The organism is Phreatobacter cathodiphilus, assembly GCF_003008515.1.
GTDB classification, from domain to species: Bacteria; Pseudomonadota; Alphaproteobacteria; order Rhizobiales; family Phreatobacteraceae; genus Phreatobacter; species Phreatobacter cathodiphilus.
Map to the genome: position 1 here is coordinate 4018555 of NZ_CP027668.1, position 21303 is coordinate 4039857.

The following is a 21303-nucleotide window of genomic DNA, read 5'->3' on the forward strand; positions in this document are numbered from 1 at the left end:
GATGAAAAACACCACCGCGCGCAAGGCCGCCCTGTCGCCCGCCGGCTTGACCCCAAACCGCCCGGCGCGCAAGCGTTCTCTCCCGTCCTCCGCCGCACCTCATGATCATCGTCTTCGGCTCCATCAACATCGACCTGGTCGCGCGCGTCGGCGTCCTGCCGCGCGCCGGCGAGACCGTGGCGGGGCCGGGCTACGAGGTCATCCCCGGCGGCAAGGGCGCCAACCAGGCGCTGGCCGCCCGCCGCGCCGGGGCCGAGGTCGCCCTGGTCGGAGCAGTCGGGCGCGACGGCTTCGCGGAGCCCGCCCTCTCCCTCCTCGGCGGGGCGGGTATCGACCTCGCGGGTGTCGCGCCGGTGGACGCCCCGACCGGCGTCGCCTTCATCGCCGTCGATCCTGCGGGACAGAACCAGATCGTCGTCGCCGCCGGCGCCAATGCGGCGGTCAGGGCTGCGGCGCTGGACCGGCTGGCGCCGGCGCCGCGCGACACGCTGCTCATGCAGTGGGAGGTGCCGGAGGCGGAGATCCTCGCCGCCGCCCGCTGGGCCCGCGCCCGCGACCTGCGCGTCATGCTCAACCGCGCCCCGGCGGGGCCCGTTTCGGCGGACCTCGCCGCATTGCTCGACATCGTCGTCGTCAACGAACACGAGGTGCTGGCGCTCGGCGCCGGCCTCGGCGTGACCGGCGAGCCCGACGCCGTGGCCGCCGAACTCTCGGCCCGCCACGGCCTCGCGGTCGCCGTTACGCTCGGAGCCGAGGGCGCCGTCTGCTGGGCCGACGGCATCCGCCACGAATCCCCCGCCTATCCGGTCGAGGTGGTCGACACCACCGCCGCCGGCGACACGTTCTGCGGGGCGCTCGCCGCCGCCCTCGACCGCCGCCGCGGCCTCGAGACCGCCATCGAGTTCGCCGCCGCCGCCGGCTCCCTCGCCTGCGCCCGGCCCGGAGCCCAGACCAGCATTCCCGAGCTCGCCGCCATCGAAGCGGCGGCTGCCATCCTGGCGGAGCAGAGAAACCCGCCGCATCGGAGGACGACCCCATGACCCGCAACCGCATCAAGCGCCGCGCCCTGGCGGGCGAGAAACTCCTCGGCGCCTGGGTGTTTTCCGGCGCGCCCGCGGTCTGCGAGACCTATGCTCTGGCCGGCTACGACATCGTGCTGATCGACGCCGAGCACACGCCCATCGACATGGCCGAGACGCTCGCCTGCGTGCGCGCGGTGGAGGCGGGCGGGGGCGATGCCATGGTGCGCGTCCCGAGCCACGACTTCGGCATGTTCAAGCGGATGCTGGATGCCGGCATCCATTCGCTGATGGTGCCGATGATCGACACCGTGGACCAGGCGAAGGGCATCATCGCCTCCTGCCTCTATCCGCCGCGCGGCCGCCGCGGCTATTCGGCTTCCGTCGCCCGTTCCGGCCTCTACGGCTTCGACGAGGACTATATCGACACCGCCCACGAGGACACGTTCCTGGCCCTCCAGGTGGAGAGCGACCTCGCCTCGCAGAACGCCGCCGCCATGGCCGCGCTACCGGGCGCCGACTGCCTCTTCATCGGCGCCAATGACCTCGCCGGATCCCTCGGCAAGCTCGGCCGCCTCACCGAGCCGGACGTGCTGGCGAGCATCGACCGGGCGGCGGAGGCGACGCTGAAGGCCGGCAAGGTGCTCGGCACCATCCCGATCCCGGGCCGTGATCCGCTCGCGCTCGCCGAGCGCGGCTACGGCATCGTCATCGGCGAATGCGACATGGCGGCGGTCAGGGCCGGCGCCGTCGCCGACCTCGCGCGCAACAAGGCGAAGTTCCCCGGCCGGCGCTGATCTCAGGGCGCGAGACGGGCGAGGATCGCGGCGACGATGGCGCCGGGATCCTCCTCGATGGGCACGGTCACCGCGTTCTCGTCGGCGGCCGGCGATTCCAGCGTCGCGAACTGGCTCTCCAGCAGGCTCGCCGGCATGAAATGGTCGCGCCGCGCCCGCATCCGCGCGTCGATCAGCGCGAAGGTCCCGTCGAGATGCACGAAGCGCAGGCGCGCGCCCGAAGCCCTGAGCCGGTCGCGATAGACCCGCTTCAGCGCCGAGCAGGCGATGACCACATGGCCGCCGGTTCGCTCCAGCGCCGCCATATGGGTGCCGATGGCGTCGAGCCAGGGCCAGCGGTCGTCGTCGGTCAGCGGCGCCCCGGAGCGCATCTTGGCGACGTTGGCGGACGGGTGGAAACTGTCGCCGTCGCGGAAGTCCCAGCCGAGCGCTTTTGCGAGGCCGAGGCCGACCGTCGACTTGCCCGAGCCCGACACGCCCATGACGATGATGGCGGTGGGGAGGGTGTGGCCCGTGCTCACTTCGGCTCCCGGTGGCCGCCGAAGCCCGCGCGCATGGCCGAGAGCACCTTCTCCGCGAAGGTGTGGTCCTGGCGCGAGCGGAAGCGGGTGTAGAGCGCCGAGGTCAGCACCTCCGCCGGCGTCGCCTGCTCGATGGCGGCCTCCACCGTCCAGCGGCCCTCGCCGGAATCGGCCACATGGCCGGAGTAGTGCGACAGCGCGGGGTCGGCGGCGAGCGCCTCGGCGGTGAGGTCGAGCAGCCAGGAGGTCACGACCGAGCCGCGCCGCCAGACCTCGGCGATGTCGGCGACGTCGAGGTCGAGGCGCATCTCCTCCGGCAGGCGGGGGGAGGCGGCGTTGCGCAGGATGTCGAACCCTTCCGCGAAAGCCTGCATCATCCCGTATTCGATGCCGTTGTGGATCATCTTCACGTAATGGCCGGCGCCGTTCGGCCCGCAATGGAGATAGCCCTGCTCGGCCGTGCTCTCGCGCGCCTCGCGGTGGCGCGTTTCAGGAATGTCCCCGCGGCCGGGGGCGAGCGCCCGGAAGATCGGGTCCAGCCTCTCGACCACCGCCTTGTCGCCGCCGATCATCAGGCAATATCCGCGCTCGAGGCCCCAGACCCCGCCGGACGTGCCGATGTCGAGATAGGAGAGGCCGCGGTCCGCCAGCGTCTTGGCGCGGCGGACGTCGTCCTTCCAGTAGGTATTGCCGCCGTCGATCACCGTGTCGCCGGGCGAGAGCAGGCCGATGAGCTCGGCAAGGGCGCTCTCCGTGACGTCGCCGGCCGGTAGCATGACCCAGACGGTGCGCGGCGCCGCCAGAGCGGCCACGAGTTCGGCGAGCGACCCGGCGGCGGTCGCGCCCTCGGCCGCCAGCGCCTGCGTCGTCGCCGGATCGGCGTCGTGCACCACGCAGGCATGGCCCGCCCGCATCAGGCGGCGCGCGATGTTCGCGCCCATCCGCCCGAGCCCCACCACGCCGATCTGCATGGACGTCCTCCGCCAGTCTTCTTCTTCCCGTCGAAGCAACCGAACTTCGCTGAGAAGTCAATGGCGCGCCGTTGCCGGCCGCCGCCCCAGCGTGTAGAGGGCGCCAACGTTTTCGCTTCAGAGAGCCTCCATGTCCCAGTCCCGCTACGACGTCGCCGGCATCGGCAACGCCATCGTCGACGTGCTCGCCCGCACCGAGGACGACGTCCTCGCCCGTCTCGGCGTGCCCAAGGGCGGCATGATGCTCATCGACGAGCCCCGCGCCGAGGCGATCTATGCCGCCATGGCGCAGACGGTGGAGATGTCCGGCGGCTCGGCCGCCAACACCATCGCCGGCATCGGCATGCTGGGGCTGAAGCCCGCCTTCCTCGGCAAGGTCCGCGACGACAAGCTCGGCGCCTCGTTCCGCCACGGCATGAAGGCTGCCGGCATCCACTTCCCCACCGCCGATGCGGCCGAAGGGCCGGCCACCGCCCGCTGCTACATCCTGGTGACGCCCGACGGCGAGCGCACCATGAACACCTATCTCGGCGCGGCGCAGAACCTGTCGCCCGCCGACGTCGACGCCGAGACCATCGCCGCCTCCGGCATCACCTATCTCGAGGGCTATCTCTGGGATCCGCCGGAGGCCAAGAAGGCCTTCGTCAAGGCCTCCGAGATCGCCCACGGCGCCGGCCGCAAGGTGGCGCTCACCCTCTCCGACAGCTTCTGCGTCGACCGCTACCGCGACGAGTTCCTCGGCCTGATCAAGGCGAAGACCGTCGACATCGTCTTCGCCAACGAGAGCGAGCTGAAGTCGCTCTACCAGACCGCCGATTTCGCCACGGCCCTCGATGCGCTGCGCGCCGATGCGGCGCTGGCCGTCGTCACCCGGTCCGAGCAGGGCGCCATCGCGGTGGAGGGGGCAACCCTCGTCTCGGCTCCGGCCTTCCCGGTCGACAAGGTGGTGGACACCACCGGTGCCGGCGACCTCTTCGCCGCCGGCTTCCTCTCGGGCCTCGCCCGCGGCCTGCCGCACGAGACCTCGCTGCGCCTCGGCGCTCTCTGCGCCGCCGAGATCATCAGCCACATGGGTGCCCGCCCCGAGGCGAACCTCAAGGCGCTCGCCGCCGAGAACGGCTTCGCGCTCTGACGCGCCCGCCGCTCAGAGGATGAAGCGGCTGAGGTCGGCGTTCCGCGCGAGGTCGCCGACCGTCTGGCGCACATAGGCGCCGTCGATGGTCACCGTCTCGCCGGCGCGGTCGGCGGCGGTGAAGGAGATGTCGTCGAGCACGCGCTCGATGATCGTCTGCAGCCGCCGCGCACCGATGTTCTCCACCGAGGCGTTCACCTCCACCGCCAGGTCGGCGATGGCGTCGACGGCGTCGTCGGTGAGGACGAGGTCGACGCCCTCCGTCTTCATCATGGCGATGGACTGGCGGGTGAGGCTCGCCTCGGTCTCGGTGAGGATCGAGCGCAGGTCCTCCCGCGTCAGGGGTTTGAGCTCGACGCGGATCGGCAGGCGGCCCTGCAGCTCCGGCAGGAGGTCCGAGGGCTTCGCCACGTGGAAGGCGCCGGACGCGATGAACAGGATGTGGTCCGACTTCACCGGCCCGTGCTTGGTGGCGACCGTCGTGCCCTCGATGAGCGGCAGCAGGTCGCGCTGCACGCCCTCACGGGACACCTCGCCGCCGCGGGCGCCTTCGCGGGCGCAGATCTTGTCGATCTCGTCGAGGAAGACGATGCCGTTGTTCTCGACGAGGTGGATCGCCTCCTGCACCAGATTGTCCTGGTCGACCAGCTTGTCGGCCTCCTCCTGCACCAGCGGCTCGTAGGCCTCCTTCACCGTGGTGCGGCGTTGCTTGGTGCGCCCGCCCATCATCTTGCCCAGCATGTCGTTGAGGTTGGCGATGCCGATCTGGCCGCCGGGCATGCCGGGAATGTCCATCATCGGCATGCCCTGCGGATTGCCCGCCGCCACCTCGATGTCGATCTCCTTGTCGTCCATCTCGCCGTCGCGGAGCTTCTTGCGGAAGCTCTCGCGGGTGGCGGGGGAGGCGGTCTTGCCGACGAGGGCGTCGAGCACCCGCTCCTCGGCGCCGAGATGGGCCTTCGCCTGGACGTCCTTGCGCTTGGCCTCGCGCACCAGGCCGATGCCGACCTCCACGAGGTCGCGGACGATCTGCTCCACGTCGCGGCCGACATAGCCGACCTCGGTGAACTTGGTCGCCTCGACCTTCAGGAAGGGCGCGTTGGCGAGCTTGGCGAGGCGGCGCGAAATCTCCGTCTTGCCGACGCCGGTCGGGCCGATCATCAGGATGTTCTTCGGCAGCACCTCCTCGCGCAGGCTCTCGTCGAGCTGCAGGCGGCGCCAGCGGTTGCGCAGCGCGATGGCCACGGCGCGCTTGGCGTCCTTCTGGCCGATGATGTGGCGGTCGAGTTCGGAAACGATTTCGCGGGGAGAGAAGTCGGTCATCGGGACCCTGGGGTCGGTGCGGATCGGAAGAGCGGAGAGATGGCGATTGTCGCCCGCCGATCAAGGAGCCGGCTCATCCCGCGCCCTGCTGCCAGATCCGGATTGCCTCGATCGGATGCACCAGCATGATGATGTTGAGGATGAGGTTGTCTCGGATCACGGCGGCGACGCCCACCTCCATGGCGATGGCGAGCCCGATCGTCGCCCAGGCCGGCAGCAGCGCGGCGAGGAGGAAGCCGGCGATCATCGCAGCCGTGTCGGCGAGCGAGTTGACGATGGTGTCGCCGTTGTAGCCGAGCGAGATGGTGGCGGCGCGGTAGCGCTCGATGATCATCGGCGTGTTCTCGGCGATCTCCCAGGCGCCCTCCACCACGACGGCGAGCACCAGCCGCGTCCAGATCGAACTCCGCGGCAGGACGAGCCAGGCGACGAAGTAGAACAGGAAGCCGTGGACGATGTGGCTGAACGTGTACCAGTCCGCCAGGTGCTGCGAGTTCTCCGAACTGTTGACGATGCCGTGCCAGAATTTGACGGTCCCGCAAGCGCAGATCGGCAGCCGGCCCATGGCGTAGAGCACGCCGGCCTGCACCGCGAGGAGGAGGAGCATCAGCGGCAGCGCCTGCCACCAGGGAAATCCGCCCGCCGGCCCGCTGTCGCGGGCGGCCGGGCCGGTCATGGGGGAGATGCGCTGGAAGGGGGAGGAGGTCATGGTCATGGCGCGACTTTAGCCGCCGACGCGTCGCAAGTCATGAAGGGGGCGGGGCGGAAACGCGTCCTGTTCCTGATCCGCCCCGCGCTCCTCAGCCGATGCTCTCGATGACGAGATTGCCGTTGGTATAGACGCAGATCTCCGAGGCGATGGTCATCGCCTTGCGCACGATGGCTTCGGCGTCCTGGTCGGTGTCGGCCAGCGCCCGCGCGGCGGCGAGCGCATAGTTGCCGCCAGACCCGATAGCGGCGATGCCGTTTTCCGGCTCCAGCACGTCGCCTGTGCCGGTGAGGATCAACGAAACGTCCTTGTCGGCGACGATCATCATCGCCTCCAGACGCCGCAGGTAGCGGTCGGTGCGCCAGTCCTTGGCGAGCTCCACCGCGGCGCGGGTCAACTGGCCCGGAAACTGCTCGAGCTTGGCCTCCAGCCGCTCGAACAGGGTGAAGGCGTCGGCGGTGGCGCCGGCGAAGCCCGAGATCACGTCGCCGCGGCCGAGCCGGCGCACCTTGCGGGCATTGGCCTTGATGACGGTCTGGCCGAGGCTGACCTGGCCGTCGCCGCCGATCACCACCTTGCCGCCCTTGCGAACGGTGCAGATGGTCGTGGCGTGCCAGCCGGGAAAGGCGTCGTTCTGCGAAGACATGGGGAAGCTCCGGAAAGCACGAGATGTAGGCCGGCCGCCGCGCGGCGCAAGCGGTCCCCTTGCACCGGCGCCGCGCCGGCGCAAGCGGTTGCGACGAAATCTGGCCGGCGGCGGGCGGCTAGCGCAGAGGCGCGCCCGAGACGAGGCTCAGGGCGAGGACGAGGCTGAGACCCAGCAGCGCTCCATAGGTGGCGAGCATGCCGACGCCGCGCAGGGGCGTCGAGCCGCCGATCATGCCGGCGGCGTGCGCGCCTCGTCCCGCCGCGAGCAGCGCCGCCAGGAGCCACAGGACCAGCGACCCCGCGCCGCGATATTCGGCCAGGCCAAGGAGAATGAGGCCCATGGGCACATATTCGATGAAATTGCCCTGCGCCCGGATGCGCCGCAGGAGGCCGGCATCGGTGCCCGTGCCGATATCCGTCCCCGCCTTCATCCGCGCCAGGCTCACCAGCAGGCTCAGCCCCGTCAGGGCGAGGGCCGCAATGATGGCGGCAGTCGACGTGATCGGCATCGGAAGCGTCCCCTCATGCAAACGTCCGGGGCGAGAGCGCCACGGGGCGGACCGGCCGCAAAGCAACCAAACCACGAGCCTCGCCTTTCCAAAAGGGGTGCGGGACGATAGAAGTCCGGCCATCCGCCGGAGAGAGCCATGCGCAAGGGCCAGATCACCCGCACCACCAAGGAAACGGACATCACCGTCTCCGTCGACCTCGACGGCTCCGGCCGCGCCGAGGTCTCGACCGGTGTCGGCTTCTTCGACCACATGCTCGACCAGATCGCGCGTCACGGCATGATCGACCTGACGGTGAAGGCGAAGGGCGACCTCCACATCGACGACCACCACACGGTGGAGGACGTCGGCATCGCGCTGGGGCAGGCGGTGCGGCAGGCCCTCGGCGACATGAAGGGCATCACCCGCTATGCCGACGTCCACCTGCCCATGGACGAGACGCTGACCCGCGTCGCCGTGGACGTGTCGGGCCGGCCCTTCCTCGTCTTCCGCACCGAATTCCAGCGCCACAAGATCGGCACCTTCGACACCGAGCTGGTGCGCGAGTTCTTCCAGGCCTTCGCCATGAATGCCGGCATCACTCTGCATGTCGAGACGCTCTACGGCGACAATGCCCACCATGTCGCCGAGAGCTGCTTCAAGGGCCTCGCCCGGGCGCTGCGGGCAGCCTTCACGATCGACCCCCGCCGGGCCGACGAGATCCCCTCCACCAAGGGGGTGCTCTAGATGGCACGCCAGACCAGCTACACGGTGCACCTGCCCCCCGCGGGGCGCGGCGAGGACGAGGCGATCCAGTTCGTGCCGGATTCCTTCTCGCCCCTTGCCTTCCTCTTCCCCTGGGCCTGGTTCCCGCTGCACCGGCTGTGGCTGGTGACGTTCGCCTATCTCGCGCTCATGGGCCTCACCGTCCTCGCTCTCACCCTCGTCGGGCTGTCGCCGCTGCTGCGCACCATGATCACCACCGCCCTCAGCCTGCTGATCGGGCTCGAGGCGACGAACCTGAAGCGCTGGACGCTCGGCCGCCGCGGCTGGCGCGAGGTCGCCGTCGTCGTCGCGGGATCGCAGGACGAGGCGGAGCGGCGCTATTTCGCCGAACGCGGAGCGGCCGCCCCGGCCGTCCGGACCGAGCCGCGCTTCGCCGCCGCCCTGCCGGCGTCGTCCCTTCCGTCCCAGCCGGTGATCGGCCTCTTCCCCGAGGCGGAGCCGGGCCCGAGGGGCATCCGGTGAGCGTCGCCATCGTCGATTACGGCTCGGGCAATCTGCACTCGGCGCAGAAGGCCTTCGAGCGCATGGCGCGCGAGCGCGGTCTCAACGCCCCCGTCGTCGTCACCGCCGATCCCGATCTCGTGCGCAAGGCGGACCGCATCGTCCTCCCCGGTGTCGGCGCCTTCGCCGACTGCAAGCGCGGCCTGGTCGGCGTGCCCGGCATGGTGGAAGCCATGACGGAGGCCGTGCGCGGCCGCGGCCGCCCCTTCCTCGGCATCTGCGTCGGCATGCAGCTCATGGCCGGCCGCGGGTTGGAGAAGGAGACCTCCGCCGGCCTCGGCTGGGTCCCCGGCGACATCGACCTGATCCGCCCGGACGATGCGAGCCTCAAGATCCCGCACATGGGCTGGAACACGCTGAACGTCACGCGCGATCACCCGGTGCTCGCGGGCATTCCGACCGGCCCCGACGGGCTGCACGCCTATTTCGTCCACTCCTACCATCTGACCGCAACGGCCGAGGACGTGATCCTCGCCGAGGCCGATTACGGCATGCCGGTCACCGCCATGATCGCCCGCGACACCATGGTCGGTACGCAGTTCCACCCCGAGAAGAGCCAGACCCTCGGCCTGTCGCTGATCGGCAATTTCCTGGAATGGCGGCCGTGACGGCGGACTTCCGCTGTCCGTCACCCCCGGCGAGCCCGGAGGGCGAGGGAAGGGGGTCCAGCCTTGGCGTGGTTCCCGTCCTCGCACATGCGCCCGTCAACCACTGGATCCCCTTCCCCTCGCTTCGCTCGGCCGGGGATGACGGGCTGACCAAGACCCGCTGGGTTCGTCACACCGCATTCGAGACCGCATCATGAGGCTCTTCCCCGCCATCGACCTGAAGGAGGGGCGCTGCGTGCGCCTGCGCCAGGGCGACATGGACCAGGCCACCGTCTACGCCGACGATCCCGCCGCCCAGGCGCGCGCCTTCGAGGCGCAGGGCTTCGACTATCTCCACGTCGTCGACCTCGACGGCGCCTTCGCCGGCAAGCCGGTCAATGCCGCGGCGGTGGAGGCGATCCGCGCCGCCACCTCCTTCCCCGTCCAGCTCGGTGGCGGCATCCGCGACATGACGACGGTCGAGGGCTGGCTCGCCAAGGGCGTCTCCCGCGTCATCATCGGCACCGCGGCTGTGCGCGATCCGGATTTCGTGAGGAGTGCGGCGAAGGCCTTCCCGGGCCAGGTGGCGGTGGGCATCGACGCCCGCGACGGCTGGGTGGCGGTCGAGGGCTGGGCCGAGACCTCGAGCCTCGCCGCCCACGACCTCGCCCGCCGCTTCGAGGACGCCGGCGTCGCCGCCATCGTCTACACCAACATCGCCCGCGACGGCATGCTGACCGGCATCGACTGGGACGGCACCATCGCCCTCGCCGATGCGGTCTCCATCCCCGTCATCGCCTCCGGCGGCCTCGCCTCCCTCGACGACGTGCGCCAGTTGATGACGCCGCGGGCGGCGAAGCTCGAGGGCGCCATCACCGGCAAGGCGCTCTACGACGGCCGGCTCGACCCGGCCGAGGCCATCGCGCTGGTGCGCGGCGCCCGCGCGGCGTGACGCAAGCCGCGCCTTTCGGTTATCATGGCGCCATGAACGCGCTGCCACCCCGCGCCCTGCGCCTCGCCGAAGGCGCGCCCCGCGACCCCGACGGCTTCCTCGCCTGGGCCGCCGGCACGCCCGCGCTCGAGGGCTTTCATGTCGAACTCTCGCGCGGGGAGGTGACCATGATGATGGTGCAGGTGTCCCAGGCCCATGCGCGGATTTGCACCAATCTGCTTGCCGTCCTGCTGGGAAAGTTTGACCGGACGACCCACCTGCTGACCACGGCTGATTTCGGTGTCCGCACCGAACACGGGATCCGCTGTCCCGACATTCTCGTCGATGCTGGCGTCGGCACCGGCAAGGATTACGCTGCGCGCGAGCCGATCTTCATCGCTGAGGTCCTCTCGCCCTCCTCCATCGCCATCGACATGATCGAGAAGCGCGACGAGTACCTGCAGATCCCGAGCCTCGAGGCCTATCTCATCTGCGCCCAGGACGAGCCGCGGGCCTGGCTCTTTCTCCGCCAGGACGGCCGGTTTCCGGCGAGCCCCGTCATGATCGAGGGCCGCGAGGCCTCGGTCGAGGTCCCGGCCCTCGCCCTCTCCCTTCCCATGGCGGACATCTTCGCCGGCATTCCGGATGCGCCTTCAGCATGACCTTCAAGATCCGCATCATCCCCTGCCTCGACGTCAAGGACGGCCGCGTCGTCAAGGGCGTCCAGTTCGTCGACCTGATCGATGCCGGCGATCCCGTCGAGGCCGCCAAGGCCTATGACGCGGCCGGCGCCGACGAGCTCACCTTCCTCGACATCACCGCCTCCTCCGACGACCGGCGTACCATGTTCGACGTGGTGACGCGCACGGCGGAGGCCTGCTTCATGCCGCTGACGGTGGGCGGCGGCGTACGCACGGTCGAGGACATCCGCGCCCTGCTCGTCTCCGGCGCCGACAAGGTCTCGATCAACACCGCCGCGGTGAACGACCGCGCCTTCGTCGGTCGCGCCGCCGACAAGTTCGGCGACCAGTGCATCGTCGTCGCCATCGACGCCAAGAAGGTCTCGGCAGAGGGCGAGGCCGACCGCTGGGAGATCTTCACCCATGGCGGCCGCAAGCCGACCGGCATCGACGCGGTCGCCTATGCCCGCGAGGTGGTGGCGCTGGGGGCGGGCGAGATCCTGCTCACCTCCATGGACCGCGACGGCACCAAATCCGGCTTCGACCTGAAGCTGACCCGCGCGGTGGCCGACGCCGTGCCGGTTCCGGTGATCGCCTCGGGCGGCGTCGGCGCCCTCGACCATTTCGTCGACGGGGTCGCCGAGGGCGGCGCCACCGGCGTGCTGGCGGCTTCCGTCTTCCACTTCGGCACCTTCACCATCGGCGAGGTGAAGCGGCACATGAAGGCGGCCGGCCTGCCGGTGCGCATGGACGGGATTGCGGGCTGACCCGGCTGCACGCGGCCTTTTTGGGTTGCGCCAGGCCCGCGCGCGTTCCGAGCATCCACGACTTCTCCTTTGCTCGGTGTGTTCAAGTCGTGGATGGCCGGGACAAGCCCGGCCATGGCGAATAGGGTGAGTCACACGATGCCTGGGCCGCTGGACTCATGACCCCCGCAGACACGCTCCTCGCCCTCGCCGGCCTCTGGCTCATCGCCGTCATCACTCCCGGCCCGAACATGATCCTGTTCATGGCGGTCGGCCTGTCTTCGCCCACGCCCTCGGTCATGGCGACCGCGGCGGCGATCCTGATCGGAACCGCTTCCTGGGGCCTCGCCGGTCTCTTCGGCCTGTTCTGGCTCTTCGAACTCTTTCCCGCCGCGGCCGTGGCGGTGAAGGTCGCGGGCGGCCTCTACCTCGCCTGGATGGGCCTCGGGTTGCTGCGCCGGAACTGGTCGCCGCTGCCCGAGACCGCCCGGGCGCCTGCCGCCATGCTCACGCCACGGCGCGCCTTCCTCACCGGGCTCGCCACGGCGCTCGGCAATCCAAAGAGCCTCGTCTTCGTCTCGTCGCTCTTCGCGGTCACCCGCCTCGCCGAGCAGCCGCTCGCGATCGGCCTTGCCGGGGTCGGGATCATGGTCGCCATGTCGATGCTCTACTATGTCACTCTGGGCCTGGCGCTGAGGACTCTGCCCTTCGCCCGCCGGCCCGGCCTCGCCGCCCGCGCCCTCGCCATGGGCACGGGCCTCGTCATGATCGCCTATGGCGGCAAGATGGCCTGGGAGCGCTAAGACCCGCCGATCAGCTCCGGCCGGTATTCGAAATGCATGGTGTCGTAGTGATACCACTTGCCGCCCCAGATGAAGCGATGCGCCTCGAACACCTCGGCGATCGCATAGGGGATGCGGTTGCGGTAGGGGATGTCGCCGCGCGCCCGCGCCCATGACCAGTAGTCGGAATGGGCGACGGCGAGGTCGATGGCGGCGGCATGGGCGTGCATGCTGAGGAGGCCGGTATCGGCCACCGTGCGGCAGTTGAACGTGCCCGCCGAGGGCACGAGATAGGCCTTCAGCCGGTCCGGCAGGCCCTCGAGATCGGCGACGACGCGCTCCAGCCGCGTCGCCACGTCGTTGACCGTCGTCACCGGCAGGGCCTGCGGCCGCGTCTTCGGCATCCAGGTGACGGTGCGGTGGCGCCCCTGCGCGCCGCCGTGCCGGCAGTCGCCATACATCTTCACGAAGAAGGCGGTGTTGCGCAGCCGCCCCGGGCTGTGGTTGCGCGGCGGCGGCCCCGCCGGAGGGCCGGCCGGGTAAGCCTGGCGCATCTGGTCGGCGAGGGTCGCGTCGCGCAGCATGACCTCGAAGGGGCGCTCCGGCGCGCCGGCACCCGTCGCCATCCGCGTGCCGTCGCGCCAGACGAGATCGGCGCCCTCGCGCCGCGCGATGTGGTCGGGATAGGCCGCGGCGAGACGGCCGAGGCGCTCGCCGTCATCGGCGGCCGCGGGCCGGAGCGCCAGGAGCGGTGCCGCCAGAGCCCCGAACAGGATCCGCCGCGTCGGCCCCACGGCCGTCAATCGGTGCAGCCGTTGAACCGCTCGGCCCGGATGATCGCCTCGATGATGCGGCGCTGCGTGTTCGACAGCGGCACGTCGCCCTGCCGGTCATAGACGCAGCCGGCATTGCCGAAGGTGCGGATGGCGCGCGGCGTGGAGAAGCAGTAGCCGGCATCCTTGTAGATCTGGTTCCGCTCCAGCCACAGGTCGCGGCACGACCAGCCGCTGTAGTCCTGAGCGGCGAGGCCGGCGGTCGATGCGGCGAGGAAGAGGGCGGCGGTGACGAGCCTTGCGGACATGGTGTCCCCCCGAGGGCGGCAGACGCGAACGCCGCCACCCTAGGGCAGCGGCGTCCGGCATTCCATCAGGGAAGCTGCGGAGGTGTCAGCGCGCCGCGTGGGTGGCGCGCGACAGGTGGGCGGCGGCGCCGTCCGGCACGCTGCGCACCGGCATGCGGGCGCTGGCCTCGTGGGCGGTGATGAAGGTGGCGATGGCCTGGGTGCGGCGCTCGACGCCGAGCTTCCGCAGGATCGAGGAGACGTGCGACTTCACGGTCCCCTCGGAAATGCCGAGGTCGTAGGCGATCTGCTTGTTGAGGCGGCCGCGGCTCATCAGGTCGAGGACCTTGAACTGCTGACCCGACAGGGCGTCGAGCTTGCGCGACGACGACAGGTCGCCCTCCGGGTCGATGGCGGTCACCACCGGCCACCAGCTCCGCTGGGCGATGACGCTGCCGAGAGCGGCGCGCAGGTGGTCGGCCGGCAGATCCAGCGGAATGGCGGCGACGGCGCCACGGGCGCGCGCCTCCTGCACGGGACGGCGGTCGGCGTGGTCGATCAGCACGGCGACGCGGGCGCCCTCGGCGCAGTCGAGCCCGTCGAGGTCGGAGAGGCTGGCGATCACCAGGCTGGCCTTGGACGGGTCGCTCGCCTGGGCGCCGGGATGGCTCGCCCGCACCAGCGCCTCGATCGTCTCCGCGACGATCGGGAAGGCATGGCGCACGGCGAAGTGCAAAGTCTCGCGAATGGGATTTTCGGCAGTCATGTTCGGTTCCTCCAAGGGCCGTGTGGCGCGCCGGTTGTTCCGATCTTGCTTGAGGCGGACGCTAGCACCCCGCTGCCGGCTGTCAAAATGCGAAAGATCATGCTGCAAAATTGCAAAAATTTTGCATCTACACCTAACGGCCAATGTGGTTTAGGCTAAGACGAAAGAACAAGCCGCTCGGAGTGGTTCCATGTCGCGCAAGGTCTTCGTCGGTCCCGCTCTACGCCGGTTGCGCGAGGAGACGCGCCTCACCCAGACAGCGTTTTCCCAGCGGCTTGGCCTGTCGGTCAGCTATCTCAACCAGATCGAGAACAACCAGCGGCCGGTGACGGCGAGCGTGCTCGTGGCGCTCGGCCAGACCTTCGGCGTCGACCTCGCCACCTTCGCCACCGACGACATCGACCGCCTGGTCACCGACCTGCGCGAGGCCTCCGCCGACCCGCTGCTCACCGACGCCGCGCCGAGCCTCCAGGACCTGAAGCGGGTCGCCTCCGACAGCCCCGCCTTCGCCCGGGCCTTCCTGCGCCTGCACCAGACGGCGCGCCGCCTCGGCGAACGCCTCCAGGCGGCGGGCGATGCACCCATCCTGCCGCCGTCGGGCGAGGAAACCGCCGGCGCCCTGCTGCCTTACGAGGAGGTGCGCGACTATTTCCACTACGTCGACAACTACGTCGACGACCTCGACCGCGCCGCCGAGGATCTGGCGGAGCGGCTGGGCCTCGCCGCCGCCAGCGACCGGGTCCAGGTGCTCGCCGGCTATCTCGCCGCTCGGCACGGCCTGAACGTCGACGCCAATGCCAATCTCGGCGACGACGTGCTGGAGCGCTACGAGGCCGGGCCCAACATCATCGCCCTCGACGGCTCGCTCGATTCCTCCACCCGCGCCTTCCTGCTCGCCAACCGCATCGCCCGGCTGGAACAGTCCGACACCATGGCCGCCATCGTCTCGGCCGCCGGCTTTCGCTCGCGCGCGGCGGCCGATATCGGCCGCGTCGCCCTCGCCAATTATTTCGCCGGCGCGCTGCTGCTGCCCTACCGGCGCTTCCTCGCCGCCGCCAAGGAGACGCGCCACGACCTCGACTGGCTCGGCCGCATCTTCGGGGCGAGCCTCGAACAGGTCTGCCACCGGCTGTCGACGCTGCAGCGCGGCGGCCAGCGCGGCATCCCCTTCTACTTCGTCAAGGTCGACCGCGCCGGCAACGTGATCAAGCGCCACTCGGCGACCCGCTTCCAGTTCGCGCGCTTCGGCGGCGCCTGCCCGCTGTGGAACGTCCACGAGGCCTTCGAACAGGCCGGGCGCACCTTCGTCCAGGTGGCGGAAATGCCGGACGGCACGCGCTATCTCTCCCTGGCCCGGGCCGTCACCAAGGGCGCGGCCCACTGGCGCGCGCCGGTGCGGCGCTATGCCTTCGGCCTGGGGTGCGAGATCTCCTATGCCGGCGAGATCGTCTATTCCGAGGGCATCGACCTCAAGGCCGATGCGAACGTGGCGAAGATCGGCGTCTCCTGCCGCATCTGCGAGCGCGCCAATTGCCACCAGCGCGCCGTGCCGCCGATCGACCGCGAGATCCGCGTGCCGAGCGACCGGCGCAAGGTCGTGCCCTTCGACCTGAGTTGAGGAGGGGCGACGCGCGGCGCTCACGTCCGCACGGGGCGTGACGTGTCTGCCCGCTTCGAAAGGGCCCGAACGTGCCGGCTTCCACCCTCCCCTGGAGGGGGAGGGTCGATCGAGCGGAGCGAGATCGGGGAGGGGTGACCGAGCCCGCCGGGAGAGCAACGCGGTCATCAGTGCCTTGACGGGCGTCACCCCACCCCGTCGGCCTGACGGCCGCCGACCCTCCCCCTCCAGGGGAGGGTGGCCCCGGCCTCACCGACGCGTCAGCGTGCGCGCCACCGCATCCTTCCAGCGCGCCAGCTTGTCCTCGCGGGTCGCGGCCTCCATGGCCGGGGTGAAGCGCCGCTCCAGCGCCCAGCTCCGCGCGAACTCCGCCGGCTCCGGGCAGACGCCTCGCGCGAGACCGGCGAGATAGGCGGCCCCCAGCGCCGTGGTCTCCAAAACCTTCGGCCGGTCCACCGGCGCGTCGAGCAGATCGGCGAGCCGCTGCATCGTCCAGTCGGAGGCGACCATGCCGCCGTCGACCCTGAGCACCGTGCCGGAGGAGCCCGCTCCCGGCCAGTCCGCTTTCATGGCGCCAAGAAGATCGGCGGTCTGGAAACAGACGCTCTCCAGCGCCGCCCGCGCCATCTCCTTCGGCCCCGTCCCGCGCGTCAGGCCGAAAATGGCGCCGCGGCAGTCCGCGTCCCAATAGGGCGCGCCGAGGCCGACGAAGGCCGGCACGAGGATGACCTCCTGGTTCGGGTCGGAGGCCGCCGCGAGCGCGCCCGTCTCGCCTGCCATCTTCACGATGCCGAGGCCGTCGCGCAGCCACTGCACCGCCGCGCCGGCGACGAAAATGGAGCCTTCGAGGGCATAGGTGCGCTGGCCCTTCAACTGATAGGCGATGGTGGTGAGCAGCTTGTTGCGGGAGGCGACGGCCTCTCCGCCGGTGTTGAGCAGGGCGAAGCAGCCGGTGCCGTAGGTCGACTTCATCATGCCCGGCGCGAAACAGGCCTGGCCCACCGTCGCCGCCTGCTGGTCGCCGGCCATGCCGCCGATGGCGATGGCGCCGCCGAACAGCGCCGGATCGGTGGAGCCGAAGGGGGCGGCGCAATCCATCACTGCGGGCAGCAGGGCCGCCGGCACCCGCAGAAGCCGGCAAAGATCCTCGTCCCATGTGCCGCGGTGGATGTCGAACAGCATGGTCCGCGCCGCATTGGTGGCGTCGGTCGCATGGACCCTGCCGCCGGTCAGCCGCCACAGCAGGAAGCTGTCGATGGTGCCGAAGGCGAGGTCCCCCCGCTCGGCCCGTTCCCGAGCGCCCGGCACCGTGTCGAGAATCCAGGCGAGCTTGGTGCCGGAGAAATAGGGGTCGATGATGAGGCCAGATCGGGCCTGCACCAGCGCCTCGTGGCCCTCGGCGCGCAACCTGGCGCAGGCGGCCGAGGTGCGCCGGTCCTGCCAGACGATGGCGCGGTGGACGGGCTCGCCGGTGGCCCGGTCCCAGACGACCACGGTTTCCCGCTGGTTGGTGATGCCGATGCCGGCGACGTCGGCGGCGGTGACGCCTGCCTTCGCCAGCGCCTGCCGCGTCGTCTCCACGACGCTCGTCCAGATCTCCTCCGGATCGTGCTCCACCCAGCCGGAGGCCGGGAAATGCTGGGTGAACTCGCGCTGCGCCACCGCCATCACCTCCAGCTCCGCGCTGAACACGATGGCGCGGGAGGAGGTCGTCCCCTGGTCGATGGCGACGATCACGGGTTGGTGCCGATCGGAGGGCATGCGCGTTTCCTCATGCAAGGCGCGGCTCGGCCGCTGCCGGATTGCGTCCACTGTGCCACCTCCCGGCCTTGCGGCGGAAGCCAAAAGGCGTCAGACGAGGGGCCTGGCGCGCGGCGCGTGGGGAATAGCATGACCGAGACGACGGTCGACCTTCTGGTGGTCGGCGGAGGGATCAACGGGGCGGGCATCGCCCGCGACGCCGCCGGACGCGGTGCTTCGGTGATGCTGGTGGAGCAGGACGACCTCGCCAGCGCCACCTCCTCCTGGTCCACCAAGCTGATCCATGGCGGCCTGCGCTATCTCGAGCACTACGAGTTCCGCCTGGTGCGCGAGGCGCTCATCGAGCGCGAGGTGCTCTGGGCCATCGCGCCGCACATCATCCGGCCGCTGCGCTTCGTGCTGCCGCACCACGAGGGCCTGCGGCCGGCCTGGCTGCTGCGCCTCGGCCTCTTCCTCTACGACCATCTCGGCGGCCGCAAGCGCCTGTGGCCGACGCGCACCCTCGACCTCTCCGCGGACCCCGCCGGCAAGCCGCTGAAGGCGGGCTACGGCAAGGCCTTCGAATATTCCGACTGCCGTGTCGACGATTCGCGCCTCGTCGTGCTCAACGCCCGCGACGCCGCCGACCGCGGCGCCCTCATCCGCACCCGCACCCGGGCGGTAGCGGCGCGCCGCGAGGGCGGCCTCTGGCACGTTACCCTCGAGGACCGCCTCCACGGCGGCACCGAGACCGTCGCGGCCCGGGCGCTGGTCAACGCCGCCGGTCCCTGGGTCGAGAGCTTCCTCACCGGCGCGGCCAAGACCACCCCGCCGGCGCGGGTGCGCCTCGTCCAGGGCTCGCACATCGTCGTGCGCCGGCTCTTCGATCACGACCGCGCCTACATCTTCCAGAACGCCGACAACCGCATCATCTTCGCCATCCCCTACGAGCGCGACTTCACGCTGATCGGCACCACCGACCAGGACTATGCGGGCGATCCCGCGGCGGTGAAGGCGAGCGAGGCGGAGATCGCCTATCTCTGCGCCGCGGCGAGCGAGTATTTCCGCGACCCGGTGACGCCCGCCGACGTGGTCTGGACCTATTCCGGCGTGCGGCCGCTCTATGACGACGGCGCCTCCGCCGCCCAGGAGGCGACCCGCGACTACGTCCTCAACAAGGACGGCGGCGGCAACGTGCCGCCGCTCCTCTCGGTCTTCGGCGGCAAGATCACCACCTATCGCCGGCTTGCCATCGGCGCCCTCGCCGAACTCGCGGCGGACCTGCCGGCGCTCCGCGGCAAGGCCGACTGGACGGCCGCCGCACCGCTTCCCGGCGGCGACATCGATCTCGACGCCCCCGTCGCCGCCGGCGAGAGCCTGTGGCGCAGCCACCCCTTCCTCGACCCCGCGGTGGCCGCCCGCCTCGCCGCCGCCTACGGCACCCGCGCCGGCCGCATCCTCGCGGGTGCGGCCTCCATGGCCGATCTCGGCCGCGACTTCGGCGGCGGCCTCACCGAGGCCGAGATCGCCTACCTCCGGCGCGAGGAATGGGCGGTGACCGCCGAGGACGTACTGTGGCGGCGCTCCAAGCTCGGTCTCCATCTCGATGCGGAGCAGCGGGCGGCCGTGGCGGCCCATATCGGCGGATGAGCCGGCCGGCGGCGGTGGCGATCGTCGGCGCGGGCCCCGCGGGGCTCTTCGCCGCCGAGCGGCTGGCTGCCGCGGGCGCCGCCGTGACCGTCTACGACCGCATGCCCTCGCCGGCCCGCAAGCTGCTGCTGGCCGGCCGCGGCGGGCTCAACCTCACCCATTCCGAGCCGCGGGACGCTTTCATCGGCCGCTATCCCGCCCTGCCGCCGCGGGTCTCGGCCGCGCTCGACGCCTTTCCGCCGGCCGCTCTGCGCGCCTGGGCCGAGGGGCTCGGCGAGCCGACCTTCGTCGGCACGTCCGGCCGGGTCTTTCCCCGCGCCTTCAAGGCCTCGCCCCTGGTCCGCGCCTGGCTCGCCCGCCTCGCCGGCCTCGGCGTGCGCCTGGTCATGCGCCACCGCCTCGTCGGCATCGCCCCGCAGAGCCTGGTCCTCGAGGGACCGGAGGGGCGGAGCGACGTGAGCTTCGACGCCGCCCTCCTCGCCCTCGGCGGGGCGAGCTGGCCGCGCATGGGGTCCGACGGCGGCTGGACCTCTCTTCTCGAAGGGCTGGGCGTGCCGGTCGCGCCGCTCCGCCCCTCCAACATGGGCGTGGACATCGCCTGGTCGGCGGATTTCGCCGCCCGCTTCGCCGGCTCTCCGCTGAAGGCCGTGGCGTTCTCCCTCGGCGAGCGCCGGGTGCGGGGCGAGGCGGTGATCACCGCCGGGGGGCTGGAGGGAGGCGCGATCTACGCCCTGTCCACCGCCCTTCGCGAGGCTGTCGCCGAAGCCGGCGCGCGGCTGGCCCTCGACTTGAAGCCGGACCTGTCGCCCGAGGCTGTCGCCGCGCGGCTCGCCGGCGCCCGGCCGAAGGACTCGCTGTCGGCCGTGCTGAAGAAGCGCCTGTCGCTCAGCCCCCAGGCCGTGGCGCTGCTGCGCGAGACGGAGGGCGGCACCCTGCCGCGCGACCTTCCCGCGCTCGCCGCCCGCGTCAAGCACGCGGTTCTCGCCGTCTCCGGCGTGCGGCCGCTCGACCGTGCCATCTCGACCGCCGGCGGCGTCCGCTTCGACGCGCTGGGCGAGGGGTTCGAACTCGCGGCTCTCCCGGGGATTTTCGTCGCCGGCGAGATGCTCGACTGGGAGGCCCCGACGGGGGGCTACCTGCTGCAGGCGACCTTCGCCACCGGGGCGGCGGCCGCGGCGGGCATCGCCGCGCGGCTCGGCCTGCCGCCGGACGCGGACACGGCGCCGGACTGGTAGGTCAGATGCAGCCCGAGCCCTGGCTCGGCGTGCGGCTGACCGATTCGCCGATGCGCGGGCGGGTATAGAGCCGATCCGACAGGAGGATCGAGCCGGAGATGAGATAGGCCACCGTCGGCGTGTAGGTGTAGCTCACCTCCGCCAGCACCAGGAAGCCGGTGGTGCCGAGGGTGGGCTTGAGCTCGCTCGGCACGGTCATGGTCTGGCCGCAGGTGTAGCGCGTGGCGTTGCGCGCATCGCTCCACACGGCGCGCGAGACGCCGTTGATGTCGGTCTGGATGCCGGTGACGACGATCTTGGCATTGCCGATCGCGAAGGGCGCGATGACGTCCGCCGTCGCGTCCAGAATGTTGCTCATGTCGGTATTGGAAATGGCCGTCGCCTGGGAGGACAGGTCCGACAGCGCGCGGGCGGCGAGCGAGACCTTGCGGTCCGCCTGCAGGCCCTGCGTCGTCTCCACCGTCGCCAGGAACAGGGTCACCATGAGCGGCAGGACAAGGGCGAACTCGACCGCCGATACCCCGCGCGAATCGCGGCGCAGGGCCGCGAGGGCGGCGGTGGCCCCGGCGGCCGCGGACCTGAGCCGGGAGAGGGGCGAGGCGAAGCTCATCTC

The 21303-nt window shown here is 71.0% G+C and carries 24 protein-coding genes; 13 read left to right on the plus strand and 11 right to left on the minus strand.

What is annotated here, in order from left to right; all coding sequences use genetic code 11:
- Positions 1-101 precede the first annotated feature (101 nt).
- Entirely contained in the window at positions 102-1040 is a 939-nt protein-coding gene (locus C6569_RS19265) for a ribokinase (protein ID WP_106750391.1), read from the plus strand.
- The gene (locus tag C6569_RS19270; RefSeq protein ID WP_106750392.1) at positions 1037-1816 is read left to right on the plus strand and encodes an HpcH/HpaI aldolase family protein; all 780 of its coding nucleotides are present in this window, start codon (positions 1037-1039) and stop codon (positions 1814-1816) included. The genes C6569_RS19265 and C6569_RS19270 overlap by 4 nt, the downstream gene beginning before the upstream one ends.
- A 2-nt stretch (positions 1817-1818) precedes the next feature.
- Here the strand turns inward: C6569_RS19270 and C6569_RS19275 are convergent, their stop codons facing one another.
- Together C6569_RS19275 and gnd are read right to left on the minus strand one after the other, a co-directional pair.
- Positions 1819-2337, minus strand: a complete 519-nt coding sequence (locus C6569_RS19275) for a gluconokinase (protein ID WP_342750241.1) — start codon at positions 2335-2337, stop codon at positions 1819-1821.
- Positions 2334-3308, minus strand: a complete 975-nt coding sequence (gene gnd / locus C6569_RS19280; protein WP_106750393.1) for a phosphogluconate dehydrogenase (NAD(+)-dependent, decarboxylating) — start codon at positions 3306-3308, stop codon at positions 2334-2336. Before gnd ends, C6569_RS19275 begins: the two co-directional genes overlap by 4 nt.
- 130 nt (positions 3309-3438) lie before the next feature.
- On the opposite strand from gnd, the gene C6569_RS19285 reads away from it, so the two are divergent.
- Positions 3439-4440 carry an adenosine kinase gene (locus tag C6569_RS19285; protein WP_106750394.1) on the plus strand — a complete coding sequence of 334 codons (1002 nt, stop codon included), beginning with the start codon at positions 3439-3441 and terminating at the stop codon, positions 4438-4440.
- A 12-nt stretch (positions 4441-4452) separates the two neighbouring features.
- Here the strand turns inward: C6569_RS19285 and hslU are convergent, their stop codons facing one another.
- The 4 genes from hslU to C6569_RS19305 all read right to left on the minus strand — a co-directional run bounded on the left by hslU (position 4453) and on the right by C6569_RS19305 (position 7629).
- The gene (gene hslU / locus C6569_RS19290) at positions 4453-5763 is read right to left on the minus strand and encodes an ATP-dependent protease ATPase subunit HslU (RefSeq protein ID WP_106750395.1); all 1311 of its coding nucleotides are present in this window, start codon (positions 5761-5763) and stop codon (positions 4453-4455) included.
- A 73-nt stretch (positions 5764-5836) separates the two neighbouring features.
- The gene (locus C6569_RS19295) at positions 5837-6439 is read right to left on the minus strand and encodes a DUF2585 domain-containing protein (RefSeq protein WP_106751145.1); all 603 of its coding nucleotides are present in this window, start codon (positions 6437-6439) and stop codon (positions 5837-5839) included.
- 124 nt (positions 6440-6563) lie between these two features.
- Positions 6564-7118 carry an ATP-dependent protease subunit HslV gene (gene hslV / locus C6569_RS19300; protein ID WP_106750396.1) on the minus strand — a complete coding sequence of 185 codons (555 nt, stop codon included), beginning with the start codon at positions 7116-7118 and terminating at the stop codon, positions 6564-6566.
- 118 nt (positions 7119-7236) lie between these two features.
- Complete coding sequence (locus C6569_RS19305) at positions 7237-7629, minus strand: MAPEG family protein (RefSeq protein ID WP_106750397.1); 393 nt, start codon at positions 7627-7629, stop codon at positions 7237-7239.
- Positions 7630-7767: 138 nt separating this feature from the next.
- Here C6569_RS19305 and hisB point away from each other — a divergent pair, with 138 nt between their 5' ends.
- The 7 genes from hisB to C6569_RS19340 all read left to right on the plus strand — a co-directional run bounded on the left by hisB (position 7768) and on the right by C6569_RS19340 (position 12642).
- Positions 7768-8355, plus strand: a complete 588-nt coding sequence (hisB, locus tag C6569_RS19310) for an imidazoleglycerol-phosphate dehydratase HisB (RefSeq protein ID WP_106750398.1) — start codon at positions 7768-7770, stop codon at positions 8353-8355.
- Positions 8356-8856 (plus strand): DUF2628 domain-containing protein, encoded by a 501-nt coding sequence (locus C6569_RS19315; RefSeq protein WP_106750399.1) that lies wholly within the window; start codon positions 8356-8358, stop codon positions 8854-8856.
- Positions 8853-9503 carry an imidazole glycerol phosphate synthase subunit HisH gene (gene hisH, locus C6569_RS19320; RefSeq protein WP_106750400.1) on the plus strand — a complete coding sequence of 217 codons (651 nt, stop codon included), beginning with the start codon at positions 8853-8855 and terminating at the stop codon, positions 9501-9503. The genes C6569_RS19315 and hisH overlap by 4 nt, the downstream gene beginning before the upstream one ends.
- Before the next feature lie 193 nt (positions 9504-9696).
- On the plus strand, positions 9697-10434 hold the full coding sequence (gene hisA / locus C6569_RS19325; RefSeq protein WP_106750401.1) for a 1-(5-phosphoribosyl)-5-[(5-phosphoribosylamino)methylideneamino]imidazole-4-carboxamide isomerase: 738 nt from the start codon (positions 9697-9699) through the stop codon (positions 10432-10434).
- Between the two features lie 32 nt (positions 10435-10466).
- On the plus strand, positions 10467-11075 hold the full coding sequence (locus tag C6569_RS19330) for a Uma2 family endonuclease (RefSeq protein WP_106750402.1): 609 nt from the start codon (positions 10467-10469) through the stop codon (positions 11073-11075).
- Positions 11072-11860, plus strand: coding sequence for an imidazole glycerol phosphate synthase subunit HisF (gene hisF, locus C6569_RS19335; RefSeq protein ID WP_106750403.1), 789 nt, complete (start codon positions 11072-11074; stop codon positions 11858-11860). The genes C6569_RS19330 and hisF overlap by 4 nt, the downstream gene beginning before the upstream one ends.
- Positions 11861-12018: 158 nt before the next feature.
- Positions 12019-12642 carry a LysE family translocator gene (locus C6569_RS19340; RefSeq protein ID WP_106750404.1) on the plus strand — a complete coding sequence of 208 codons (624 nt, stop codon included), beginning with the start codon at positions 12019-12021 and terminating at the stop codon, positions 12640-12642.
- On the opposite strand, the gene C6569_RS19345 is transcribed toward C6569_RS19340, so the two are convergent.
- From C6569_RS19345 to C6569_RS22100, 3 genes are all read right to left on the minus strand, one after another.
- Complete coding sequence (locus C6569_RS19345) at positions 12639-13415, minus strand: M15 family metallopeptidase (RefSeq protein ID WP_106750405.1); 777 nt, start codon at positions 13413-13415, stop codon at positions 12639-12641. The two genes, C6569_RS19340 and C6569_RS19345, sit on opposite strands and share 4 nt — an antisense overlap.
- A 5-nt stretch (positions 13416-13420) precedes the next feature.
- On the minus strand, positions 13421-13702 hold the full coding sequence (locus C6569_RS19350; RefSeq protein WP_106750406.1) for a YARHG domain-containing protein: 282 nt from the start codon (positions 13700-13702) through the stop codon (positions 13421-13423).
- An 85-nt stretch (positions 13703-13787) separates the two neighbouring features.
- Positions 13788-14447, minus strand: coding sequence for a response regulator transcription factor (locus tag C6569_RS22100; RefSeq protein ID WP_106750407.1), 660 nt, complete (start codon positions 14445-14447; stop codon positions 13788-13790).
- 190 nt (positions 14448-14637) lie between these two features.
- Here C6569_RS22100 and C6569_RS19360 point away from each other — a divergent pair, with 190 nt between their 5' ends.
- Complete coding sequence (locus C6569_RS19360; RefSeq protein ID WP_106750408.1) at positions 14638-16065, plus strand: helix-turn-helix domain-containing protein; 1428 nt, start codon at positions 14638-14640, stop codon at positions 16063-16065.
- Positions 16066-16314: 249 nt separating this feature from the next.
- On the opposite strand, the gene glpK is transcribed toward C6569_RS19360, so the two are convergent.
- Positions 16315-17826 (minus strand): glycerol kinase GlpK, encoded by a 1512-nt coding sequence (gene glpK, locus C6569_RS19365; protein WP_106750409.1) that lies wholly within the window; start codon positions 17824-17826, stop codon positions 16315-16317.
- A gap of 129 nt (positions 17827-17955) precedes the next feature.
- On the opposite strand from glpK, the gene glpD reads away from it, so the two are divergent.
- A complete protein-coding gene (glpD, locus tag C6569_RS19370; protein ID WP_106750410.1) occupies positions 17956-19455 on the plus strand; it encodes a glycerol-3-phosphate dehydrogenase in 1500 nt (499 codons plus the stop codon).
- Complete coding sequence (locus tag C6569_RS19375; RefSeq protein ID WP_106750411.1) at positions 19452-20690, plus strand: TIGR03862 family flavoprotein; 1239 nt, start codon at positions 19452-19454, stop codon at positions 20688-20690. Before glpD ends, C6569_RS19375 begins: the two co-directional genes overlap by 4 nt.
- Position 20691: 1 nt before the next feature.
- Here C6569_RS19375 and C6569_RS19380 read toward each other — a convergent pair whose 3' ends face one another.
- A complete protein-coding gene (locus C6569_RS19380) occupies positions 20692-21300 on the minus strand; it encodes a TadE/TadG family type IV pilus assembly protein (RefSeq protein ID WP_106750412.1) in 609 nt (202 codons plus the stop codon).
- Between the last annotated feature and the right edge of the window lie 3 nt (positions 21301-21303).